Here is a 19,790-nt window from a genome sequence, read left to right on the forward strand (position 1 = left end):
TATTTCTTAGGAAATAGACAAACGCCAATCTAAGTATTCATCATAGCTCATTTGTTTGTCGATGATTCCATCTGGTGTAAACTCAATAATCCGATTTGCAATCGTTTGGATAAACTGATGATCATGTGAAGCGAATAAAATAGATCCTGAGAAATTAGACAAACCTTTGTTTAAAGCAGTAATAGATTCTAAATCAAGGTGGTTGGTAGGTTCATCTAAAATGAGAACATTAGCTCCACTTAACATCATCTTGGATAACATGGAACGAACTTTTTCTCCACCTGATAATACACTTGGTTTCTTTAATACCTCATCACCTGAAAATAGCATTCTCCCTAAAAATCCACGTAGATAGCTTTCCGTTTGATCAGAAGAATAAGGACGTAACCAATCGACGAGGTTCGACTCATTTCCCAGGAAATAGTCAGCATGATCTTTGGGGAAATAAGCTTTTTTGATCGTAATCCCCCAGTGCACCTCTCCAGAATCAGCTTCTAATTCATCCATTAACACTTGAAAGAGAGTAGTTTTGGCTAGTTCCAAATCTCCAACAAAAGCGACCTTATCTCCTTTGTTGAGAGTGAAACTAACTTGGTTTAATACTTTTTCTCCTTCTATCTCTTTCACAATCCGATCTACTCGCAATATATCATTACCGGCTTCTCTTTCTGGTTCAAAGTGGATAAAGGGGTAGCGTCGAGTAGAAGGTTTAATATCTTCCAATGTAATTTTCTCAAGTTGTTTTTTTCGAGAAGTAGCTTGTTTTGATTTAGAGGCATTTGCACTAAATCGCGCAATAAAGGTCTCTAATTCTTTCCGTTTTTCCTCTAGCTTTTTATTCTTTTCTCTTGCGAGTGTTAAAGCTAATTGACTAGATTCATACCAAAAATCATAGTTTCCAACATAAAGGCGAATCTCACCAAAATCAATGTCAACCATATGGGTACATACTTGGTTTAAAAAGTGCCGATCGTGAGAAACAACGATAACCGTATTTTCAAATTGCGCTAGAAATTCTTCTAGCCAACGAATTGCTGCGATATCTAAGTGGTTAGTAGGCTCGTCTAGCAATAAAATATCTGGTTTACCAAATAAAGCCTGAGCGAGCAAAACTTTTACTTTTTCAGGTCCTGATAAATCAGCCATTTTTTTCTGATGTAATTCTTCTGTAATACCAAGACCAGACAGCAAAATCGCTGCTTCTGATTCAGCTTCCCAACCATTGAGTTCCGCAAATTCCCCTTCTAACTCTGCAGCACGCATTCCATCCTCTTCCGAAAAATCTGCTTTGGCATACAATCCATCTTTTTCTTTCATTATATGATAGAGACGTTCATGACCAATGATTACTGTTTCCATAACAGGATACTCATCGTATTGGAAATGATCTTGCTTTAAAACTGCGAGTCGCTCTCCAGAACCAATGGAAATTTCACCTGTGTTTGCTTCTATTTCACCAGAGAGTATTTTCAAAAAAGTTGATTTACCTGCTCCGTTTGCACCGATAACCCCATAACAGTTTCCAGGAGTAAACTTCAAATTTACATCTTCAAATAATTTACGACCACCTATGCGGTAGCTCACATTACTGACATGAATCATTATTTAGACATTCCTCTCCTATCTTTTGAAGACCCTATTGTAACAAATAACAACATATTGTTGTTTAATTACAGCCGTTTCTCCCTAACTTTACATGTAGATTACATTGTAGCAATTTTTAAGACAAATAGCATGTTCATCTGTATACTAAATTTATCAAGTTAACCAAGACTTTTAAAAACCTTACATAGATGAATTAAAAATCAAACCTCAGGGGGAAATAAATTATGAACGCAACGGTCGGAATTTTAAACGCAAGTCTAATGAGCATTCCATTATGGGCATCCATCTACGCGATTATTCAACTCTGTCTCTAATAAAAAAAAGGCCATAGGCCTTTTTTTTATTTGCTTTTTTGAACCAAAATTTTACTCCAGAAAGGGGCGATTTTGGTTCATTTTTTAAGCTCTCGTTCGTTTAACTATTTTCTGTCGTAAACAATTTCGCTACTTGTGATCCGTAGTTACTTTTTACCAATTGCAGCTGTTCTTCACTTGGCTTTTTAACCTCTACCAAAAGATTTTGTTTCTTGATATAAGTAAGTAACTTGCTAAATTCATGTTTTCCTATTGTGGATATATTGATATCATATGTTTTGCCATTTTGGAAAACCAGATGATTGATGATAGATACGGTGTTACCATTTGCATCTCCCAAAACCGTGAGCACTGATTTTTTCAGATCTTTCCAATTTACCGTCTCTTTATCGCCCACATTCCAAAACTTGGATTCGACAACAGCTCGATCCGAGATGTAGAAATAAGAATCCATACTAAATATCTGCAGGGGGAGTAAAATGACAAATAAAATAGTATTTAGCGTCAGACACCATTTCTGCATTACTTTTCCCGATTCTTTATTTCTCTTGGTGAGCAGATAAAAGTAGACGGCAATTGTACAGGCAAATAGTGCAAAAAATAAAGTGCCTGGTTTTCCTTGGAAATAAAAAACCTTCATTTTATCTGTATAAATTAGCTTTTGTCCTGCTAAGAGTATTCCACCTAAGATTAGTGTTAATAGGAGGGAAGTAATCAGTCTAAATCGATTGTGGTTTTTGGTCCAGCTCATAAAAAACTCCTCTCCTAACGATTATATATTATACACATTACTATACTGTTTACTATCCCCCTATTGTGGCACCTATTCATTACAAAAAGGAAAAAATTCTTTTACAGATTTACTACAACATTTAATATTACTGAAATAGAACCTAATTTTCTTATATCTTCCAACTTTTCGTCTGTGCTGAACCCTGTGAACAAAATGGTTCATTTTTGCGATTTAAATCCTTATAATAAGGATAGAGGTGAATGATTGGTGAATACTCCTTATTTTTTATCCATTTTTTATCAGTTTTTTTGGGTCGTGTTAATGGGGCTTATGACCATTGGCGGCTACTTTATGTTCCGGAAATTCCTAAAAAGCTTACCAAAAGCAGATGGAAAATCTGAATTGGATTGGCAAAACCACTATATAGAAAAAACGATACACCTGTGGGATACGGATCAAAAATTATTGTTAAATGAGTTGGTAGCGCCAGTTCCTGAGCTGTTTCGTGATGTAGCGAAACAAAAAATTGCTGGCAAAATTGGTGAAATCGCACTTCAACATAACGCAAATAAAATGACAGAAGCATATATTATAGAGGGATACATTCTTGCAACTCCAAAACGTGATCATAAGTGGCTTTTGAAAACGCTACAAAAGAAAAACATTGATCTAAAACCTTATGGACACTTGCTAGATTGATCCTCTTTGTGGCATAATAGGTATCAGAATTAAAAAGTGGAATACCCAAGTATGGTCTTGTGGCCTCTTGTAAGTAGGTTCATCGATCCAGTTTCTTAGGATCCGCTTTTTAATACACAAAAGGAGGCCCAAGAGAATGAAGGGTAAAGTAAAATGGTTTAACGCAGAAAAAGGTTATGGTTTTATCGAGCGTGAAGATGGTGGCGATGTATTCGTACACTTCTCCGCAATTCAAGGCGATGGCTTCAAAACTTTAGAAGAAGGCGAAGCTGTAGAATTTGAAATCGTTGACGGCGATCGTGGTCCTCAATCTGCTAACGTTGTTCGTGTAAACGGATAATAATCACATAAAAAGAAAAGGAAGCACAAATTTGTGCTTCCTTTTCTTTTTGCTTTATACTAGAAGAAAGATAGAAATCGAATAGAAATGGGAGGTTCATGATGAGTAAAAAACGGATGATATCAAATATTGTTCGCTTCGCTGCTAAATATGTGTTACCAATCGTATTACGAAAACTACGAAAACGAAAAAAATACTAATGTATCATCTTGCGTAATGCTTGTTCTCCAGTCATTCCCTCTGTTATTCCCATATCTCTTGCTGTGTGTGTAACAGACTCTAAAGGAGCTGCAAGTAATTCATCTAACGTTTTGACGCCAACTGCTCTACCCGCAATGATATTTCTGCTGGATAATCGGTCATTTAACAAACCTACATCAAGTGCTCCACACATGATATAACCTACATCTGTTGTGATTGCAATTAATGTTGTTTTAGGCAGCTTTACTTCTACACCAAGAACAGTTACATCTCCATCAATCGTTATTGGCTTCATTTCAATCAAAAGAAAACACTCCTTTCCTTTTGCTAGCCTATGAGCAAAAGCGGAAAAGAGTGTTTTTTTAGTGTAGGCGATTACTATCTATAAAGGATTTGTGTGGATGAAGTTTTCCATCTTGGATCATTTTTATTTTCAGCATTTCAACCAAATAAATCCCCAACATTTGGGACAATTCATCGATACTTAGTTTTTCTAGCAAACGAAGTAAATCCTCATGCGATTGATCTTCGAGTAAGTTTAGAACAATGGATATTGCATCTTCTTCATCATCTTGAAGCTGCTCACGGTACATAGAATATACTTCGTCAGCAAAACTCATGGAAAATCCTCCTCAAATTAGTCATACTATGTTGTAGGGGGAATCAATATATGACTACTAAAAACATTACTATCGTAGCAATGATTGCAGCAATCTATGTACTACTAACCTACATATTTGCGCCGCTCTCATTCAACTTCATTCAATTTCGTGTTTCTGAAGTGCTAACAGTTCTACCATTTTTTACACCTTTAGCAATTCCAGGACTATTCATTGGAACGCTTCTTGCCAATTTGTTCAGCCCAGCAGGTATTTACGACGTGATCTTTGGAAGTTTGGCAACGTTGATCGCCGCTTACCTCACATCATTGACAAAAAATAAATATCTCGCTCCACTACCACCAGTTATTGTCAATGCAGTGATCGTTGGAACTCTGCTTGGGGTAATAGGCGGATTACCTGTTAGCATCCCTTGGTTGATCGTATATGTTGGTTTGGGACAGATCGGAGTCTGTTATATACTCGGGATTCCATTTATGTTCCTGCTAGAGCGCTATCGTCATGTTCTTCCATGGGGGAAGAAATAATCCAACGTTTCTGCTTGCTTGCTTTTTGAAGATGATACGATTGCATACCAGTTGCTAATACAACGCGCAAGGTTTCTGGAAGAAAATAGTGAAGTACTTCTGCCCTGCTCAATAGCTTGTACCCAAGACTATACACAAACATGCTGATAGTAGCTATATGGTATATGTTATCATCATCAAGTAAGTTTCTACCCATGTATATTTTTTGTATTTTTTTATATGGGGGATTTGTTGGATTGTAGGTAATGGTCATTCCTGATACCGATAAGCTGCCCAACACTTTCCCTCTAAAACCAAAACCTTGTAATTTTTGTTCCTTAAATTCTTCTAAGAGGGATTGTTCCAGAGTCAGCCTTAACTCACTTCCCTTTATTGCTATGACGACTGGATTAATCGGGTGGGGACAAGCAGTGTGCAATGCCCGCTTTGTTACAACACCTTTCGGAAGAGAATATAACAGCTGTCCATTATTAACTAGACCATAATCTACCCCAGTCCATTTGACAAGACTATCTGCCAACATATTTGCAAATGGGGCTTCTTCTCTCCAGTTAACCAAAAGCTCATCTTCCAGATGTGTCACAGGTTCATTTAACTTTTTGGTTGCTATCTGCTGATGTTGATGAAGAACCTGTAATACTCTTGGACTTTGTTTCTCGTTTAACAAAAAGGAACCGCCTTGCACATCTACTAAATCCCCATCATCATCACAAATCAATTGTAAATGACCAATATATTTCCCATGTTTTCCAGCTGCTGCAATGGTCGTTTGGTTTATCTTCTCAGGTACTTCTAGTAAATGATGGGTATGTCCTCCCATAATAACATCTATGCCTGCTATCTCTTTTGCCATTTGAACATCACTCGGGTATCCCAGATGGGATAATATCATGATGTGATATCCATATGTGCGCAATTCATCCACAAGCCGCTTCACTGCCACAAATGGATCTGTTACATTCCATCCTAGAGATTGATACAATTCATAGTATTGGACAGTCACACCTATAAAAGCTAATTTAACTCCACTGGATTCATATAACTGATATGGCGGAAAGAGTGGATCTTCTACATTGCAGCAAATTACTTGGAAAGAGGAATTTTCATACAAAGCGTTTAAATCTTCATGTGAAAAAGTCAGTAGCTCATTATTGCCAAGCGTAACAACATCATAACCGGATTTTTCTAGAATAGCTTTGTTGATTAATCCGTTGGTCCCTTCTGTCTCCCATCTTGCTCGGTCCAAATGATCTCCTATATCTAACAAGAAGCCAACTTCACCATTTATCTCCCATTGTTTTCGTTGCCTCATGACATAGCTATCAACTTGTGCCATTGCCTCTAGGTGACTATGCACATCGTTGGTATGAATGAGATGTATTCGCTTCATATTAATCCTCTCTCTACATAAGATGTAACCCATCTAAAATCATTTTTGCAGCAACCAATACTAGTATCACTCGAAAAATAATGAGTAAAACTCGATTGCTCATTTTTTGTGATAAATATGCTCCTAGTCGCCCTCCAATCCATGATCCTGGAGCGATGAATACAAGAGCAAGCCAAAAAATATGTCCTTGTAACACATGCGTTATACTACCAGTAATAGACGAAAGAAAAATCACAAACATAGATGTAGCTGTAGCTACTAGAGGTGGAAAACGAAACAAAATTAGCATCATCGGAACAAGCATTGCCCCTCCACCAATACCAAATAAACTAGAAATAATCCCAATAACAAAGGAAATGATAATAGCAGTAGGACGATGAAATCCATACGTAAACGTTTCACCTGATGAATCGATAAATGTCCGTTTGACTTCTTTCGCAAACGATATTGGTTTGAGTTTATTTTGGAACATCATGAGAGAAAACAAAAGCAATAAAAAGAATCCAAAACCGGCCATAAATGCATCCGCAGAAAAAAACTTAGACAAATATGCTCCAACTAATGCCCCAGGACCTGCTCCTATAAAAAAAAGAATCCCACTATGGTAATCGATTCTTTTCTGTTTTTGAAATGCGATGATCGAAGAAACCGCCGTAAGCATGACAATTAATAAAGAAGTTCCCGCTGCTAATTGAGGTGTGATGGAAGATAGACTTGGAAAAACAGTCGCTGCATACAAAAGTGCAGGTACAATAATAATACCTCCACCAATTCCAACCAAACTACCTAATGTCCCTGCAAATAACCCGATCAAAAATAAGAGTAACCAAATAAACCACAGCATTGCATTTCGCTCCTAAAAAGTTCTGTTTGTCGTGGTGCGTAGCGAGACTTGTGCCCTTTTTTCGACTCACTTCATAAAATCGGTAACATTTTTTTCACTACCTAAAATAATTCGGTTTGAATTGGTGCTAAGTTGGTATACGTAATACCACATTTTTGGATAAATTGTTTTGCGTTGTCTACTGCATCTCCCTGCGAATTATTGTTAAACAAAAGAATAATTTGTTTTGCTTCTTTCATCATGCGCTTAACTCTCTGAACCCATTCATCCAATTCCGTAGAAGAATATCGATATGCATAGCGAATTTCCCTCCAGTTTGGATTTTTCGAATCCTTCCAACCTGCTGCATTTCGCCCATGAAATCGAACAAGTACCTGCTCCTTATTCGTAACGTTTGTTATAATGGGAACGGAGCCTTCTGAACCTTGTGGTTCATCACAAACCACATGCACAATTTGTTCACTAGCTAGAAAGGAGAGCGTTTTATCCCGATAAGAAGGGAGAAACCAACTCTGATGTCGAAATTCAATCGCAATAGGGTAACCGGCAAAAGCATGACGGATTTTTTGAATATACCTTACATGCGATTCTTTGCAGTCATACCAAGGTGGAAATTGAAAAAGGATCAGAGATAACTTATCAGACTCTTGAAGCGGCTCTAAGCTTTCTTTTGTCTGTTGTACAAGCTCTGTCCATGTTCGTTCTGGGGCTTTCCCCACTCTTCCATGTCCTGTTAATTCTCGATATGCTTTTACAACAAATCGAAAGGAATCAGGAGTAGATTTTGCCCATCGATCCATGCGTTCAGGTGGTGCAACAGCATAGAAAGTACTGTCAACTTCTACTACTGGAAAGTGGCCTGCATATAGGGCTAATTTTTCTGTAGGTTTTGTACCGGCTGGATAAATCTCATGATCGCCCCAACCAGTAACTCCAACGAGAATACTGCTCATGTTGTACGCCTCACTAATACAAAAGTTGTTTTTATTTTATCATAGGTACACCAGAAAGGAGGTACAAAGATTGGGGGCATCCCTTCATCTATCTATACATAGACAGGTAATCGATGAATTAACATCATACTGTTATGAACAGCTTCCTGCTGAGGGTTACGGATTTCTCGCCGGAACAGGAAGAGAGATAACACACTTTTTCCCATTGCGTATTTTAGATCCCTCCCCCTGTTCTTTTGGTTATGAACCAGAAGAGTATTGGGAGACGATAAAAAAAATCAAGTCGAATCATTTATCATGTCTTGGAATTATACATACTCATCCTCATCTACCTGCATATCCAACGCAATCCGACGCAAAATATTGGGAAAGACCGGATCTGAGTTGTTGGATACTTTCATTTCGAGAACCGGAAAAAAAATTGAGTGCATTTCAAATACAAAGTGGACAAGTAAATCCACTCATTTATGAAATCATCTACTAGGAGAAGAAGAAACATCATGTCTATATCCCTTCATACTGATAAATACCAACTCACGATGATGTATGCACATTGGAAAAACGGAACACATACCCATCGACGCTCTTTCGAGTTATTTTTTCGTTCTTTGCCATTTGGTAATGGCTATGCCGTTTTCGCTGGTCTTACACGTGCCTTGGATTACCTAGAGAACTTACATTTTAACGAGGAAGACTTAGCATACCTTCGTGAAAATTGTCCAGGTTTCGAAGCAACATTTTTTGATTATCTACGTCAATTTCGTTTTCAAGCAGATGTTGATGCACTTGCTGAGGGGACACTCATTTTTCCAGATGAACCTTTACTTCGCTTAGATGGCACGATTTTTGAGTTACATCTCGTTGAAACCGCACTCTTGAATTTTATTGGATACCAGACACTTGTCGCGACCAAAGCAGCCCGTATTCGCCATATCGCACCAGAAGACACCTTACTTGAGTTTGGAAGCAGACGTGCCCAAGAACAAGACGCTGCGATATGGGGTGCACGTGCTACTTATCTTGCTGGATTTGATGCTACTTCTAACATGCTAGCTGGACAACAGTTTTCCATTCCAACAAGCGGGACACACGCACATGCATGGGTGCAGGACTTTCCTTGTGAGCTGGAAGCATTTCGAGCTTATGCTCATGCATTTCCTGATTCATCCGTTTTATTGGTAGATACATATGACACCCTAAAAAGTGGTGTACCAAACGCGATTCAAGTAGGAAAGGAATTAAAAGCAAAAGGTCATCAGTTAGTAGGAATTCGTCTGGATAGCGGGGACTTGGCTTTCTTGTCCAAACAAGCACGTACCATGCTGGATGAAGCAGGCCTTACTGAAACGAAAATTATTGCAAGCAGTGATCTAGATGAAGAAACCATCCTGAATCTCAAACAACAAGGGGCACAAATTGATGGTTGGGGTGTCGGAACCAAATTAATCACAGCTTATGACCAACCTGCACTCGGCGCAGTTTACAAAATGGTCGCTAAAGAAAATGACAGCACATGGGAACCAACGATAAAAATTTCATCCAATCCAGCCAAAATCTCCACACCGGGACGTAAGACCATCTTTCGGATCATTGATCGGGAAACGGGAAAAGCAAGAGGAGACTGGATTGCTTCCTATGAGCAATTACTAAAAGAAGAAGAACCTCTCACTTTGTTTCATCCCGAACATCCTTATAAACAAAAAGTTGTTACCAATTTTTTGGCTATCCCATTATTACAGCCGCTTCTGCGAAATGGGAAATTGATAGCAAAGTTACCAACGCTCTTGGAAAGTAGGCAATACCATCAAAAACAACTTCAGCTGTTCTGGGATGAGCAACTACGAATTTTAAACCCAGAGGAGTATCATGTAGATCTTTCCAAACAACTGTGGGAACAAAAACAGAAAATGATACAAGATATATATAAAGAGGTGCACCGGTAGAGGGAAAAGGGCTAATGCATGATCGCATTAGCCCTTTATCTATGTGGTCTTGCCTTATTTACTGGTGCCCTGCATTTGGAGCACCTCATCTGGATGATGAGCAGCTCTACAAATACAGGACAGTTGACCCTCAGGTCACGCTTACTTCCACACGTTGGGGTTGGGGTCGACCTTGACCTCCTCGCCCTTCTCGTCACCGGTCTCCTGGGTCGGTGCCGGCATGTCGGCGTCGTACCAGGTCTCCTTCTCCTCGACCATGTACTGCTTGGCCGGCTTCTTGGGCTCGATGTCATCCTCGGACTGCTGGGATGCCAGGAAGAGGCACAGAGCGAAGGCGATTGCGGACAGAGTCACCGTCGCGATGAGGATCCACTTGATGACTCGCCAGATCTTCTGGCGGAGGGTAAGCTTGATCTTCTCGCCAGACTTGTTCTTGCGGGCCATGATGGGCTCCTTCGATGCTACCTACGGATGGATATATGTTTATTTTATAAGATTCTTATCCTTTGTACTAGTAGGAAGGTAAGAAAATTTATAGCCGAGTCTGCCTATTTTCATTATACTTAGTTATAACGACAAAAATTGCGTTTTTCAGACACATGTGTCAATTTATGAATAAAAGGAGACTTAGGATGGATAAACAAGTCGCTCTGATCATAGGTGCTGTTGCTGTCGTCGTGGCATTGATTTTATATTGGATTCTGGGCGGGGAAGACGAAGTAAAAACACAACAGCCTCCAAAAGAACCTCCTGTCACGAACACTACACCTTCTAAAGAAGAGCAAGAAGCGAAAGGAAATGTGAATACAGATCAACTAACGAAAGACAAAAATGATTCCATCAAAGCTTTTGCACGGGACTTTACTGAAAAATATTTAACTTACAATCCTAGTAAGCCAAATGGGCACATTGAAAATCTTAAATCGATGATGTCTGCTGACCTATATGCACAACAAATGGAACTATTTAAAACAGGAAACCCAAATATAAAAAGTATCAAGATCAAAAAAATTTATATCACCGATATTCTTGTCGGAGAATGGTATAACACACTCACAGTACCCATTGATGTAACCATCTCTACTACAGCAGGACAAAATGTGGATGCAACTTATATATATATTTACAATATTTCCCAGGAAGGATCGGGATGGAAAATGGTGGGGATAACAGATGCAACTGAAGATACCCACTAGTGGCGGCGGTGGAGGCCAAGCAAAATATATTATTATCGGTGCAATATTAGTCGTTATTCTCGCTATGATGCCTTTGCTCATGATCATCACCGTCATCAGCTCTATCGGGGGAGACCAAGCAGCAAAAGAACAACAACAAGGGGCAAAAGAAATTCCCTTTCAAGCTCTCTATCAAGAAGTAGCATCCAAATATACTAGTATTCCTTGGACGATCTTAGCAGCAGTCCATTTTTATTCAGATGAATACGATATTCACTTATCAGCCCTTAGTACTGGCTCAGCAGCTTCTTTAAAAGGAAAAAATCCCACATACTTAGCACTTGTCAATAAATACGCTCAAATGCGCGGCTTAGACCCACTTCTTGTCGCAGCAATTATTCAACAAGAAAGCAATTGGAACCCAAAAGCTAATTCTGGAGCAACAGGCTGTGGCAGAGATATTGGTGCACGTGGGTTAATGCAGGTCATGCCTTGCCACTATGAAGGAGATGGTTTAGATGCGGATGATGTAGGATATGATCCGGAAACAAGTATCAAATATGGGACAAAAATCTTTAAAAGCTGTCTCGATCAGTTTAAGGCAACAGATGTCGCCTTAGCCTGTTACAATGGCGGGGCTGGAACTGTTCAAAATGCAGGTGGACGAGTCCCTTCTTCTCCAAAAGAAACTGCTGAATACCCTGGAAAAGTACTTGCTCACTATGAAAGATTTAAAGCAGAAAGCAATTCTCAACCTGTTAACGAGGAAAAGGAAAAGGATAAAAACTTAATAAAAATTTCTGATGTGAAAAAATGGTTACAAGATAAAGCTGAAAGTATTTCCGGTCAAATTCGTATCCATTCTGACAGTTCCAGAAGCAGTGGACAATGTACGAAGACAGCGAAAGAAAAGAAAGAAAAAGGAGCCACCATCGGTACATTCTCCTTTCCTCTTAGCTGTGGCATCTTCTATACTGCTCCTAAAAAATATTTAAGCAATGACGATACGACTTGGGACTACGTGGAGATGGTAGAGAAAAAATCACAAGAATATATGGGTGCAAGCGGTCCTGTATCCTTTGGAGATCTAGTGATGGCTGGTGGGTCATTACCACTGCCGACACCCCTAAAAATCGAAATCTCTTCTAAATTCGGATGTCGAGTTCACCCTGTTACTGGGGTATTAAAATTTCATTACGGTATCGATATGCCAGTACCAACCAATACGCCTGTTATTGCCGTAGCAGATGGAAAAGTAGAATATGTAAAAAATGACCACTTAATTGGACACTCTGTCATGATCGACCATGGACAAATGACTCTAAAGAAAAATGGTACACCTACCACAGCTAATTTCAAATCAAGATACCTGCATATGATCTCCGTTAGTGTGAAGCCAGGTCAGCAGGTCGTAAAAGGACAAGAAATTGCCAAATCCGGTGGAGCGCAAGGTATTGTGTACAGTACAGGTGCACACTTACACTTTGAAACGTATATCAATGGTGCCGTAGTTAATCCTTATCCGCTTTTAACAGGTAAAAATGATAATCCAAATATGAACTGTTACCACCGCACAGGCGGTTGATTGCAGCAGCAGCATAAACTGAAAAACCCGTTCCATTAAAGGATCGGGTTTTTCAGTTTAAAATTTTTAAAACTATATCTTTTTATAATAAATTTAATTATAATGAGATTAGTTTCATTCTTCAGCTGATAATACTTTTTTCTCTTGATTTCGAAGTTTTATGAGCTGATACACATGACTCACCACTACTTTGCAAACTGCATAAGTAGGGATCGCGAGCAGCATACCTAAAAACCCTGCGAGACTCCCTGCCACTAGCAAGAGTAAAATGATCGTCAGTGGATGAACATTTAAATTTTTACCCATCACCCTAGGTGTGACAAAATTGCCTTCCACCTGCTGGGCAATAACTGCGACGATTAAAACTTTGATAATCATAGAAGGGGAGTGAATAGAAGCGACGATAGCAGCTGGTGCTAGACCAATCAGCGGTCCGATATATGGAATCACATTTGTAAACATCGAAAAGATAGCAAGCAGCAATGCATAAGGCATTCCGATAATGAGATATCCAATAAAAACGATCAACCCGATTGTAATAGCAACTAACACTTGGCCTTTGATATAAGAACTAAGAGCATGATCGAGATCATGTAAAATCGATTCTCCGTGCTCTCTTTCTCGAGTAGGCAAGATTCGCAGCATATATGGCGCCGCTTTTTCCCCTTCTTTTAACATGTAATACAAAATAAATGGTACTGTCACAAATACAAGGATAATGTTTGTTATAATCCCAAAAAAACCAGCTAAGTTACTTCCAATAGTCGTGTAACTCGTTTTGACATAGTTGATTACACTATTTGAGATCATATCCCAATCCACATACTTGTTTACCCATGGATTGTGGCTTAACTCGATAAGCTGGATTTTCGCAGTCTCTAGCATGGATGGAAAGTTATTAATCAACGTTTCAAATTGATTTACAAGGAGCGGACCAACCGAGAAACCAAGAAGCACAAATAATCCAAGAATAACTAAGTAAATCAGCAAAATCGAGATTCCTTTAGGTATTTTAAATCGAGACATAAAACTAACGATGGGGCGAAACAAGTAAAAGAGTACACCCGATATGAGAAAAGGGAAAAACAAAGTTTGAACGAAAACGACTACCGGGCGAAAAACAAAACTAACCTTGCTCCCCAACCAAACGATGAGTAGTAGAAAAATAACAGCATAAAGGGTGCGGAATAATTTAGTCTGAGGCAATTTCTCCCATTCCTTTCAATCTCACAATCAATTCTACATCTCATCTTAACACATTATTAGAAAAAGAAGGATTTCTCAGTACAAAGCAGGAATATCCTAATCACTCTGATTTCTTTTCTTCCGCATAGGCGGCATTGATTTGTCCTCCTATGACAAGAACAAGAGCTGAAACATAGAACCAACCAGTTAAAATGATGATTCCTCCTAAACTTCCGTATACAAGAGAATAGTCCCTAGAAGAAGCATAGAAAGAAAATGCATAGGAAGATAGCTGCCAGCCTAGTGTTGCAAAAATAGCACCTGGCAATGCTTCTACAAAAGTGACTTTGGTATATGGTGCAAACTTATATAAACAAAGGAGAACAATAAAAACCAAGCCACTGCTGATGAACCAACGAACATATATCCACAAATGTAAAAACCATGTGGCAACAGCTATTTTTCCAAGAAAGTAACTTGCCCAGACTTGACCAAATACTGATAAGGCTAACGTCACGAGTAATCCAGCGAGTAATCCAAACATGGTTAAAAAACCTAAAAGTGCGCCTTTCCAAAAACTTCGATTATTTTTCACTTGATATGCGACGTCTAAACTACGGATAATCGATTGGAAGGCAAGCGACGCTAAGTAAACGGTTGAAATAATACTCAAGGACAAAATACCACTATTTTGCTCATCTAATATACTGACTAAATTATTTTCAATCAGATGATACGTATCACTAGGTATAACTGGTTTTATGACAGACAGTACATTTTCACTGCTATAGGGCAGATATCCGATCAGTGTTACTGCAAGTAGTAGAAATGGAAAAAAAGAAAGTAATATATAATACGAAAGCTGCGCTGCTATATCAAAAACGTTATTCTGCCTTAACCGGTAAATTATGGTTTTTAATAAATGTGCCAATATTATATCCTCCAGTTCCTCTTACCTACAATATAGACGGATTAAACGTAGGCTAATCTTTTGCAATGGGTGCAATTTTTATAAAACTCGGTTTTCTTTTGTTTTATAAAAGTTTAATATATTTATGTCCAAACTTTTCCGTTGAGGTGATAAGAATGAAAACATTAGCTTTACACGAAATGGGGGAAGTAATTCGTAAAGTTCGTAAAGAACGCGGTCTCCGTTTAGAAGACCTAGCTGACGAAAATATTTCTCCTGCTACAGTAAGTAACATTGAACGGGGAGTAGCCCATGTTAGCCCCGAAAAAGTAACCTATCTTCTTGAAAAATTAGAATTACCAATGAGCAAATTACCAGAGATGCTCGTCCAAGAACAAGTCGAATTGAAAAGGGTAAAATTTGCCTTATTAACGATCGCCACGCTTCGACAAATCGGTTATGTAGAAGATGCACTATCCAAATTAGAAGAGCTGAAATTAGATGATAGTCATCCTTATATAGCCCATGCATACTTCTACAAAGGTGAATGCTACGTAGCGAAAAAGAAATGGAAACAAGCAGAGCGTTCTTTTTATAATGCCCTACGCAGTGCCCAGCAAAATTCATTCCAAGAAAATAATATGGAAGCTGCTAGTCTTCTCTTACTCGGTATTTGCAGTGATCATCAAGGAAATCTCGAACAAGCTTTAGAGTATGTGAATGATGGATTATTGGCTTTTTATGAAGAAGGCGAAATGCAACATGTAAAACACCTTCTACATAAGCATAAAGGAATTATGTTACAAAAACTAGGTCGAATCACAGAAGCTATGCAACTCGTGCAAGATTCTTGGCATCTCCTAGCGGAAGTAGATGACATTGAAACAACACTAGGATTCTACTGGCTCCGTTCTGAACTTTCTCGGCGCACTGGACTGATTGAAGAAGCTATCGAGTATGCTGTTGAAGGTATTGATGTTGCTAGACGCAACAAACAGTACAGTGCGATGTTTGATCTTTGGATTGTGCTTGGAACGATCTATACTGCACAAAAAGATTGGGAAGTCGCAGAAACCTCTTTCCTTATGGCTCGTAAATTGGAAGAAAAGATTCCAATTGACCAACGCTGGGTTACCGTTTACAGTCGTACAGGTGTCCTTTACTCCAAGCAAAACAAATTGTCAGAAGCATTTGAGTACTTTCAACATGCTATTCGGTATGCTACAAAATTCCAAGATGCCCCTCAATTGGTTTCTAACTTAGTTCTAACAGGTGAACTTTGTCAAATGATGAATGACACCAATAAAGCTATTCATTTCTTTGAACAAGGCATTGAAATTGCACAAAAATATCAGTTTAAAGATATGGAATGGAAAATCTGGTATAACCTTGCTGGATGCTTTAACGGACACGATGAAGAGAAGTTCCAGCATTGCATGCGCAAAACTTATGAAATAAAAGAAAATTTACTAGAGAATCCAACTGATCTAGGCTTGGCAAACTAGCATTTCTTGGTAGATAAGAAAATAAAATTATATCTTATCTATATAAGTACCCATATGCCTATGTCAGAGGCTCTATCGCTTGCAAATTTGCAAGTTACCTTTACTTTTGAAGAACTCCATCTGGGGTTCTATTTATTTTTTCTTGTGCTATACTTTTGTTTTAGACTATAAGAAAGGGTGAAATTTTGTGCAACATTTAAATTCTGAGGAAATCATTCAATATATAGCAAAATCAAAGAAGAAAACTCCCGTTAAAGTTTACATAAAGGGATCCTTGAGTAACCTCTTGTTTCCTGAAGAAGTTCAAACATTCTTCTCTGGTAATTCTGGTGTTCTATTTGGTAATTGGAGCGATATTGAACCTGTACTTTCTGCTTCCAAAGCTGATATCGAAGATTATGTGGTAGAAAACGACCGCCGCAACTCTGGAGTACCTTTGCTTGACCTAAAAAATGTAGAAGCTCGTATCGAGCCTGGAGCGATTATTCGCGAGCATGTTCAGATCGAAAAGCAAGCGATCGTAATGATGGGTGCTGTCGTTAACATTGGTGCTGTGATCGGGGAAGGAACTATGATTGATATGAATGCAGTCATTGGTGGACGCGGTCATATCGGAAAAAATTGTCATATTGGAGCTGGAGCAGTTATCGCTGGGGTTATCGAACCTCCTTCAGCTGCACCTGTAGTCATCGAAGATGAAGTGTTAATAGGTGCAAATGCTGTCATCTTAGAAGGGGTAACCGTTGGTCATGGTTCTGTTGTTGCAGCAGGTGCAGTTGTAACACAAGATGTTCCTCCAAATGTTGTAGTTGCTGGGACCCCTGCTCGTGTTATCAAAGAGATAGATGAGAAGACGAAATCTAAAACAGAAATTTTAGAAGAACTTCGCACTCTATAGGAGGTTTCAACTGAACATGGCGGATTGGGTTTCATTGGATCGTGAATATATCATGTCCACATACAGCCGGTTACCTATCATCATCGATCAAGCAAAAGGAAATTATCTTATCGATACGAATCAAAAACGGTATTTAGATTTATTTACAGGACTAGCAGTAAATATTTTAGGACACTCCCATCCGTATCTCATGAACGCGCTTCGTGCCCAGGCCGAGCGCTTCCTTCATATCTCTAATTTTTTTTACAACACTCCAGCAATTACATTAGCTCAACGATTAATCAAGGAAACCCTCGGTGAAGGGAAAGTTTATTTTTGTAGTACAGGTGCAGAAGCAACAGAAGCTGCGATTAAAAGTATTCATAAATGGACTGTAAAGCACCAAAATGAAAAACAAGGTGTTGTTGTATTAAAAAATAGTTTCCATGGTCGTACACATGGTGCATTGCGTCTCACACGCCAACCCGGTATCTATCAAGATTTCCCTACTCTGCCGATCAAGATATATGAAGTAGAAATCAATGACTCAGAAAGTCTGCAAAAAGTTTGTGAGGAAAATAATCCAGCAGCGATATTAGTAGAGCCCATCCTTGGAGCAGGTGGAATTCTTCCTTTGACTCCAGATTTTCTTCAAACTGTCCAGTCCATCTGCGAAGCAAAAGATATACTTTTTTGTTTAGATGAGATTCAGACTGGTGTGGGACGAACTGGCACATTGTTTGCCTATCAAGCTTATGATTTGCGACCAGACCTCATTCTTTTTGCCAAAGGAATTGGTGGGGGTTTACCTCTTGGAGGCATTATCGCTGGTAAAAAGCTGATGGATACTTTTGCACCTGGTGATCATGGCACAACCTTCTCTCCATCGCCACTGTCGGCAGCACTTGGAAACGCAGTACTAGATGTGTTATTGGATCAAAACCAGATGGAGATTGGAAAAGAGGTTGCAGATTTTTTATGGAGTGAATTACAAAAACTCCAAAGGGAATTCGGAAACATTGTGGAACAAATAAATGGACGTGGTATGATGATTGGAATCGTTACAAATCTCGATAAATCATCTATCCAAACACTCCAACAATCTTTTCTTCAAGAAGGAATTTTAATCAATGTAACTGCTGGTACCGTAATCCGATTACTGCCACCTTTGACATTAACCAAACAAGAAGTCTCGCACTTTATTACTATTTTTCATCAATTATTATCGAAAATGGAGTAACGCTTATGACTGTTTCTTTGGATAATTGGATACAAATCAGACGCCAACTGCATCAAATACCAGAACCAGGGTATCTGGAAGAAAAAACCCAGGCTTTTTTGCTAGCACAACTGAGTGAACTTCCTAACATCGAGATCCAGACTTGGAAAACAGGTATCCTTGTTCGAGTACCAGGTACTGCTCCTCGTAAACGAATTGGTTATCGTACAGACATGGATGGACTTCCGATTCTAGAAGAAACAGGTTATGCATTTGCATCTACTCACCCTGGCTTTATGCATGCTTGCGGGCATGACCTTCATATGACAATCGCACTCGGTTTGGTCCATCATTTCTCACATCATCGAGTTCAAGATGACCTTATTTTTATCTTTCAACCAGCAGAAGAAGGTCCTGGTGGTGCTCAGCCAATGATGGAAAGTATCGAATTCCAAACATGGCGCCCTGATATGATCTTCGCTCTGCACATTGCTCCTGAGTATCCTGTCGGTACAATCGCTACACGACCTGGTATTTTATTTGCCAATACGTCTGAAATAAATATCCAGTTAAATGGGAAATCAGGTCATGCTGCGTACCCTCATCAAACAAATGATATGGTAGTTGCAGCAACTCAGTTATTTACGCAATTACAAACGATCATTTCTCGAAATATCAATCCTTTGGATTCTGCTGTAATCACTGTAGGAAAACTGGCAGCGGGCACAAAGGAAAACATCATAGCAGGTACAGCAGAGTTAAATGGTACTATTCGTACGCTAACTTTGGATACGATGAAAAAAATACAAAAGCGGATAAAAGAGATCGTCGCAGGAATTGGCACTAGTTTTCAGTGTGAAGCCACACTAAATTGGGGTATGCAATACGTAGATGTAACTAATCACGAAGCCATTACTACAAACTTTATGGATTGGGCAGCAAAAAATACGGAGTATCAGGTCATGGAATGTAGAGAAGCGATGACTGGCGAAGATTTTGGATACTTCTTAAAAGAAATACCTGGTTTTCTATTCTGGTTAGGAGTAGATACCCCTTACGGATTACATCATTCCAAAATCACACCAGATGAAAAAGCAATCGGTGTGGGAATTGATACGATGGTTCGTTACTTGGAGGAAATCGGAAATTAGTCGATAGGAGGGAT

At 39.0% G+C, this 19,790-nt stretch carries 21 protein-coding genes; 11 read left to right on the forward strand and 10 right to left on the reverse strand.

Going from position 1 to position 19,790, the window contains the following annotated elements:
• Positions 1–6: 6 nt before the first annotated feature.
• On the reverse strand, positions 7–1,602 hold the full coding sequence (locus tag GSM42_RS17765) for an ABC-F family ATP-binding cassette domain-containing protein (RefSeq protein WP_160802887.1): 1,596 nt from the start codon (positions 1,600–1,602) through the stop codon (positions 7–9).
• A gap of 417 nt (positions 1,603–2,019) precedes the next feature.
• Positions 2,020–2,670, reverse strand: a complete 651-nt coding sequence (locus GSM42_RS17770; RefSeq protein ID WP_160802888.1) for a hypothetical protein — start codon at positions 2,668–2,670, stop codon at positions 2,020–2,022.
• Between the two features lie 249 nt (positions 2,671–2,919).
• Here GSM42_RS17770 and GSM42_RS17775 point away from each other — a divergent pair, with 249 nt between their 5' ends.
• The gene (locus GSM42_RS17775) at positions 2,920–3,351 is read left to right on the forward strand and encodes a DUF2621 family protein (RefSeq protein ID WP_160802889.1); all 432 of its coding nucleotides are present in this window, start codon (positions 2,920–2,922) and stop codon (positions 3,349–3,351) included.
• Between the two features lie 136 nt (positions 3,352–3,487).
• Positions 3,488–3,691, forward strand: coding sequence for a cold shock domain-containing protein (locus GSM42_RS17780; protein WP_028776793.1), 204 nt, complete (start codon positions 3,488–3,490; stop codon positions 3,689–3,691).
• 196 nt (positions 3,692–3,887) lie between these two features.
• Here the strand turns inward: GSM42_RS17780 and GSM42_RS17785 are convergent, their stop codons facing one another.
• Both GSM42_RS17785 and GSM42_RS17790 read right to left on the reverse strand, forming a co-directional pair.
• Positions 3,888–4,196, reverse strand: coding sequence for a YunC family protein (locus tag GSM42_RS17785; RefSeq protein ID WP_160802890.1), 309 nt, complete (start codon positions 4,194–4,196; stop codon positions 3,888–3,890).
• 58 nt (positions 4,197–4,254) lie between these two features.
• The gene (locus GSM42_RS17790; RefSeq protein WP_160802891.1) at positions 4,255–4,512 is read right to left on the reverse strand and encodes a DUF6154 family protein; all 258 of its coding nucleotides are present in this window, start codon (positions 4,510–4,512) and stop codon (positions 4,255–4,257) included.
• Between the two features lie 50 nt (positions 4,513–4,562).
• Here GSM42_RS17790 and GSM42_RS17795 point away from each other — a divergent pair, with 50 nt between their 5' ends.
• Complete coding sequence (locus tag GSM42_RS17795) at positions 4,563–5,039, forward strand: QueT transporter family protein (RefSeq protein WP_160802892.1); 477 nt, start codon at positions 4,563–4,565, stop codon at positions 5,037–5,039.
• Here GSM42_RS17795 and GSM42_RS17800 read toward each other — a convergent pair.
• The 3 genes from GSM42_RS17800 to GSM42_RS17810 form a co-directional block, all read right to left on the reverse strand.
• Complete coding sequence (locus GSM42_RS17800) at positions 4,987–6,429, reverse strand: bifunctional metallophosphatase/5'-nucleotidase (RefSeq protein ID WP_160802893.1); 1,443 nt, start codon at positions 6,427–6,429, stop codon at positions 4,987–4,989. The genes GSM42_RS17795 and GSM42_RS17800 overlap by 53 nt on opposite strands.
• Before the next feature lie 13 nt (positions 6,430–6,442).
• Positions 6,443–7,273, reverse strand: coding sequence for a sulfite exporter TauE/SafE family protein (locus tag GSM42_RS17805; RefSeq protein ID WP_160802894.1), 831 nt, complete (start codon positions 7,271–7,273; stop codon positions 6,443–6,445).
• 101 nt (positions 7,274–7,374) lie between these two features.
• Positions 7,375–8,226 carry a DUF72 domain-containing protein gene (locus GSM42_RS17810; RefSeq protein WP_160802895.1) on the reverse strand — a complete coding sequence of 284 codons (852 nt, stop codon included), beginning with the start codon at positions 8,224–8,226 and terminating at the stop codon, positions 7,375–7,377.
• Between the two features lie 70 nt (positions 8,227–8,296).
• On the opposite strand from GSM42_RS17810, the gene GSM42_RS17815 reads away from it, so the two are divergent.
• Together GSM42_RS17815 and GSM42_RS17820 are read left to right on the forward strand one after the other, a co-directional pair.
• The gene (locus GSM42_RS17815; RefSeq protein ID WP_160802896.1) at positions 8,297–8,710 is read left to right on the forward strand and encodes a M67 family metallopeptidase; all 414 of its coding nucleotides are present in this window, start codon (positions 8,297–8,299) and stop codon (positions 8,708–8,710) included.
• A gap of 16 nt (positions 8,711–8,726) precedes the next feature.
• Positions 8,727–10,169, forward strand: coding sequence for a nicotinate phosphoribosyltransferase (locus tag GSM42_RS17820; RefSeq protein WP_160802897.1), 1,443 nt, complete (start codon positions 8,727–8,729; stop codon positions 10,167–10,169).
• A 141-nt stretch (positions 10,170–10,310) separates the two neighbouring features.
• On the opposite strand, the gene GSM42_RS17825 is transcribed toward GSM42_RS17820, so the two are convergent.
• Complete coding sequence (locus GSM42_RS17825; protein ID WP_160802898.1) at positions 10,311–10,613, reverse strand: hypothetical protein; 303 nt, start codon at positions 10,611–10,613, stop codon at positions 10,311–10,313.
• Positions 10,614–10,801: 188 nt separating this feature from the next.
• On the opposite strand from GSM42_RS17825, the gene GSM42_RS17830 reads away from it, so the two are divergent.
• Both GSM42_RS17830 and GSM42_RS17835 read left to right on the forward strand, forming a co-directional pair.
• Entirely contained in the window at positions 10,802–11,365 is a 564-nt protein-coding gene (locus tag GSM42_RS17830) for a hypothetical protein (RefSeq protein ID WP_160802899.1), read from the forward strand.
• Positions 11,343–12,929: a transglycosylase SLT domain-containing protein gene (locus tag GSM42_RS17835; protein WP_160802900.1), complete on the forward strand. Its 1,587-nt coding sequence runs from the start codon at positions 11,343–11,345 to the stop codon at positions 12,927–12,929. Before GSM42_RS17830 ends, GSM42_RS17835 begins: the two co-directional genes overlap by 23 nt.
• Before the next feature lie 114 nt (positions 12,930–13,043).
• Here GSM42_RS17835 and GSM42_RS17840 read toward each other — a convergent pair whose 3' ends face one another.
• Together GSM42_RS17840 and GSM42_RS17845 are read right to left on the reverse strand one after the other, a co-directional pair.
• Positions 13,044–14,135 (reverse strand): AI-2E family transporter, encoded by a 1,092-nt coding sequence (locus tag GSM42_RS17840; protein WP_160802901.1) that lies wholly within the window; start codon positions 14,133–14,135, stop codon positions 13,044–13,046.
• A gap of 100 nt (positions 14,136–14,235) precedes the next feature.
• The gene (locus GSM42_RS17845) at positions 14,236–15,045 is read right to left on the reverse strand and encodes a YihY/virulence factor BrkB family protein (protein WP_160802902.1); all 810 of its coding nucleotides are present in this window, start codon (positions 15,043–15,045) and stop codon (positions 14,236–14,238) included.
• A gap of 155 nt (positions 15,046–15,200) precedes the next feature.
• Here GSM42_RS17845 and GSM42_RS17850 point away from each other — a divergent pair, with 155 nt between their 5' ends.
• The 4 genes from GSM42_RS17850 to GSM42_RS17865 all read left to right on the forward strand — a co-directional run bounded on the left by GSM42_RS17850 (position 15,201) and on the right by GSM42_RS17865 (position 19,776).
• Positions 15,201–16,529 carry a helix-turn-helix domain-containing protein gene (locus tag GSM42_RS17850; RefSeq protein ID WP_160802903.1) on the forward strand — a complete coding sequence of 443 codons (1,329 nt, stop codon included), beginning with the start codon at positions 15,201–15,203 and terminating at the stop codon, positions 16,527–16,529.
• A gap of 187 nt (positions 16,530–16,716) precedes the next feature.
• Entirely contained in the window at positions 16,717–17,427 is a 711-nt protein-coding gene (dapD, locus tag GSM42_RS17855; RefSeq protein ID WP_160802904.1) for a 2,3,4,5-tetrahydropyridine-2,6-dicarboxylate N-acetyltransferase, read from the forward strand.
• Positions 17,428–17,443: 16 nt separating this feature from the next.
• Positions 17,444–18,646 carry an aspartate aminotransferase family protein gene (locus tag GSM42_RS17860; RefSeq protein WP_160802905.1) on the forward strand — a complete coding sequence of 401 codons (1,203 nt, stop codon included), beginning with the start codon at positions 17,444–17,446 and terminating at the stop codon, positions 18,644–18,646.
• A gap of 5 nt (positions 18,647–18,651) precedes the next feature.
• Positions 18,652–19,776: an N-acetyldiaminopimelate deacetylase gene (locus tag GSM42_RS17865; protein ID WP_160802906.1), complete on the forward strand. Its 1,125-nt coding sequence runs from the start codon at positions 18,652–18,654 to the stop codon at positions 19,774–19,776.
• The last annotated feature ends 14 nt before the right edge of the window (positions 19,777–19,790 follow it).

This window comes from Shimazuella alba (assembly GCF_009831235.1).
In the GTDB taxonomy this organism is placed as follows: Bacteria; Bacillota; Bacilli; order Thermoactinomycetales; family Thermoactinomycetaceae; genus Shimazuella; species Shimazuella alba.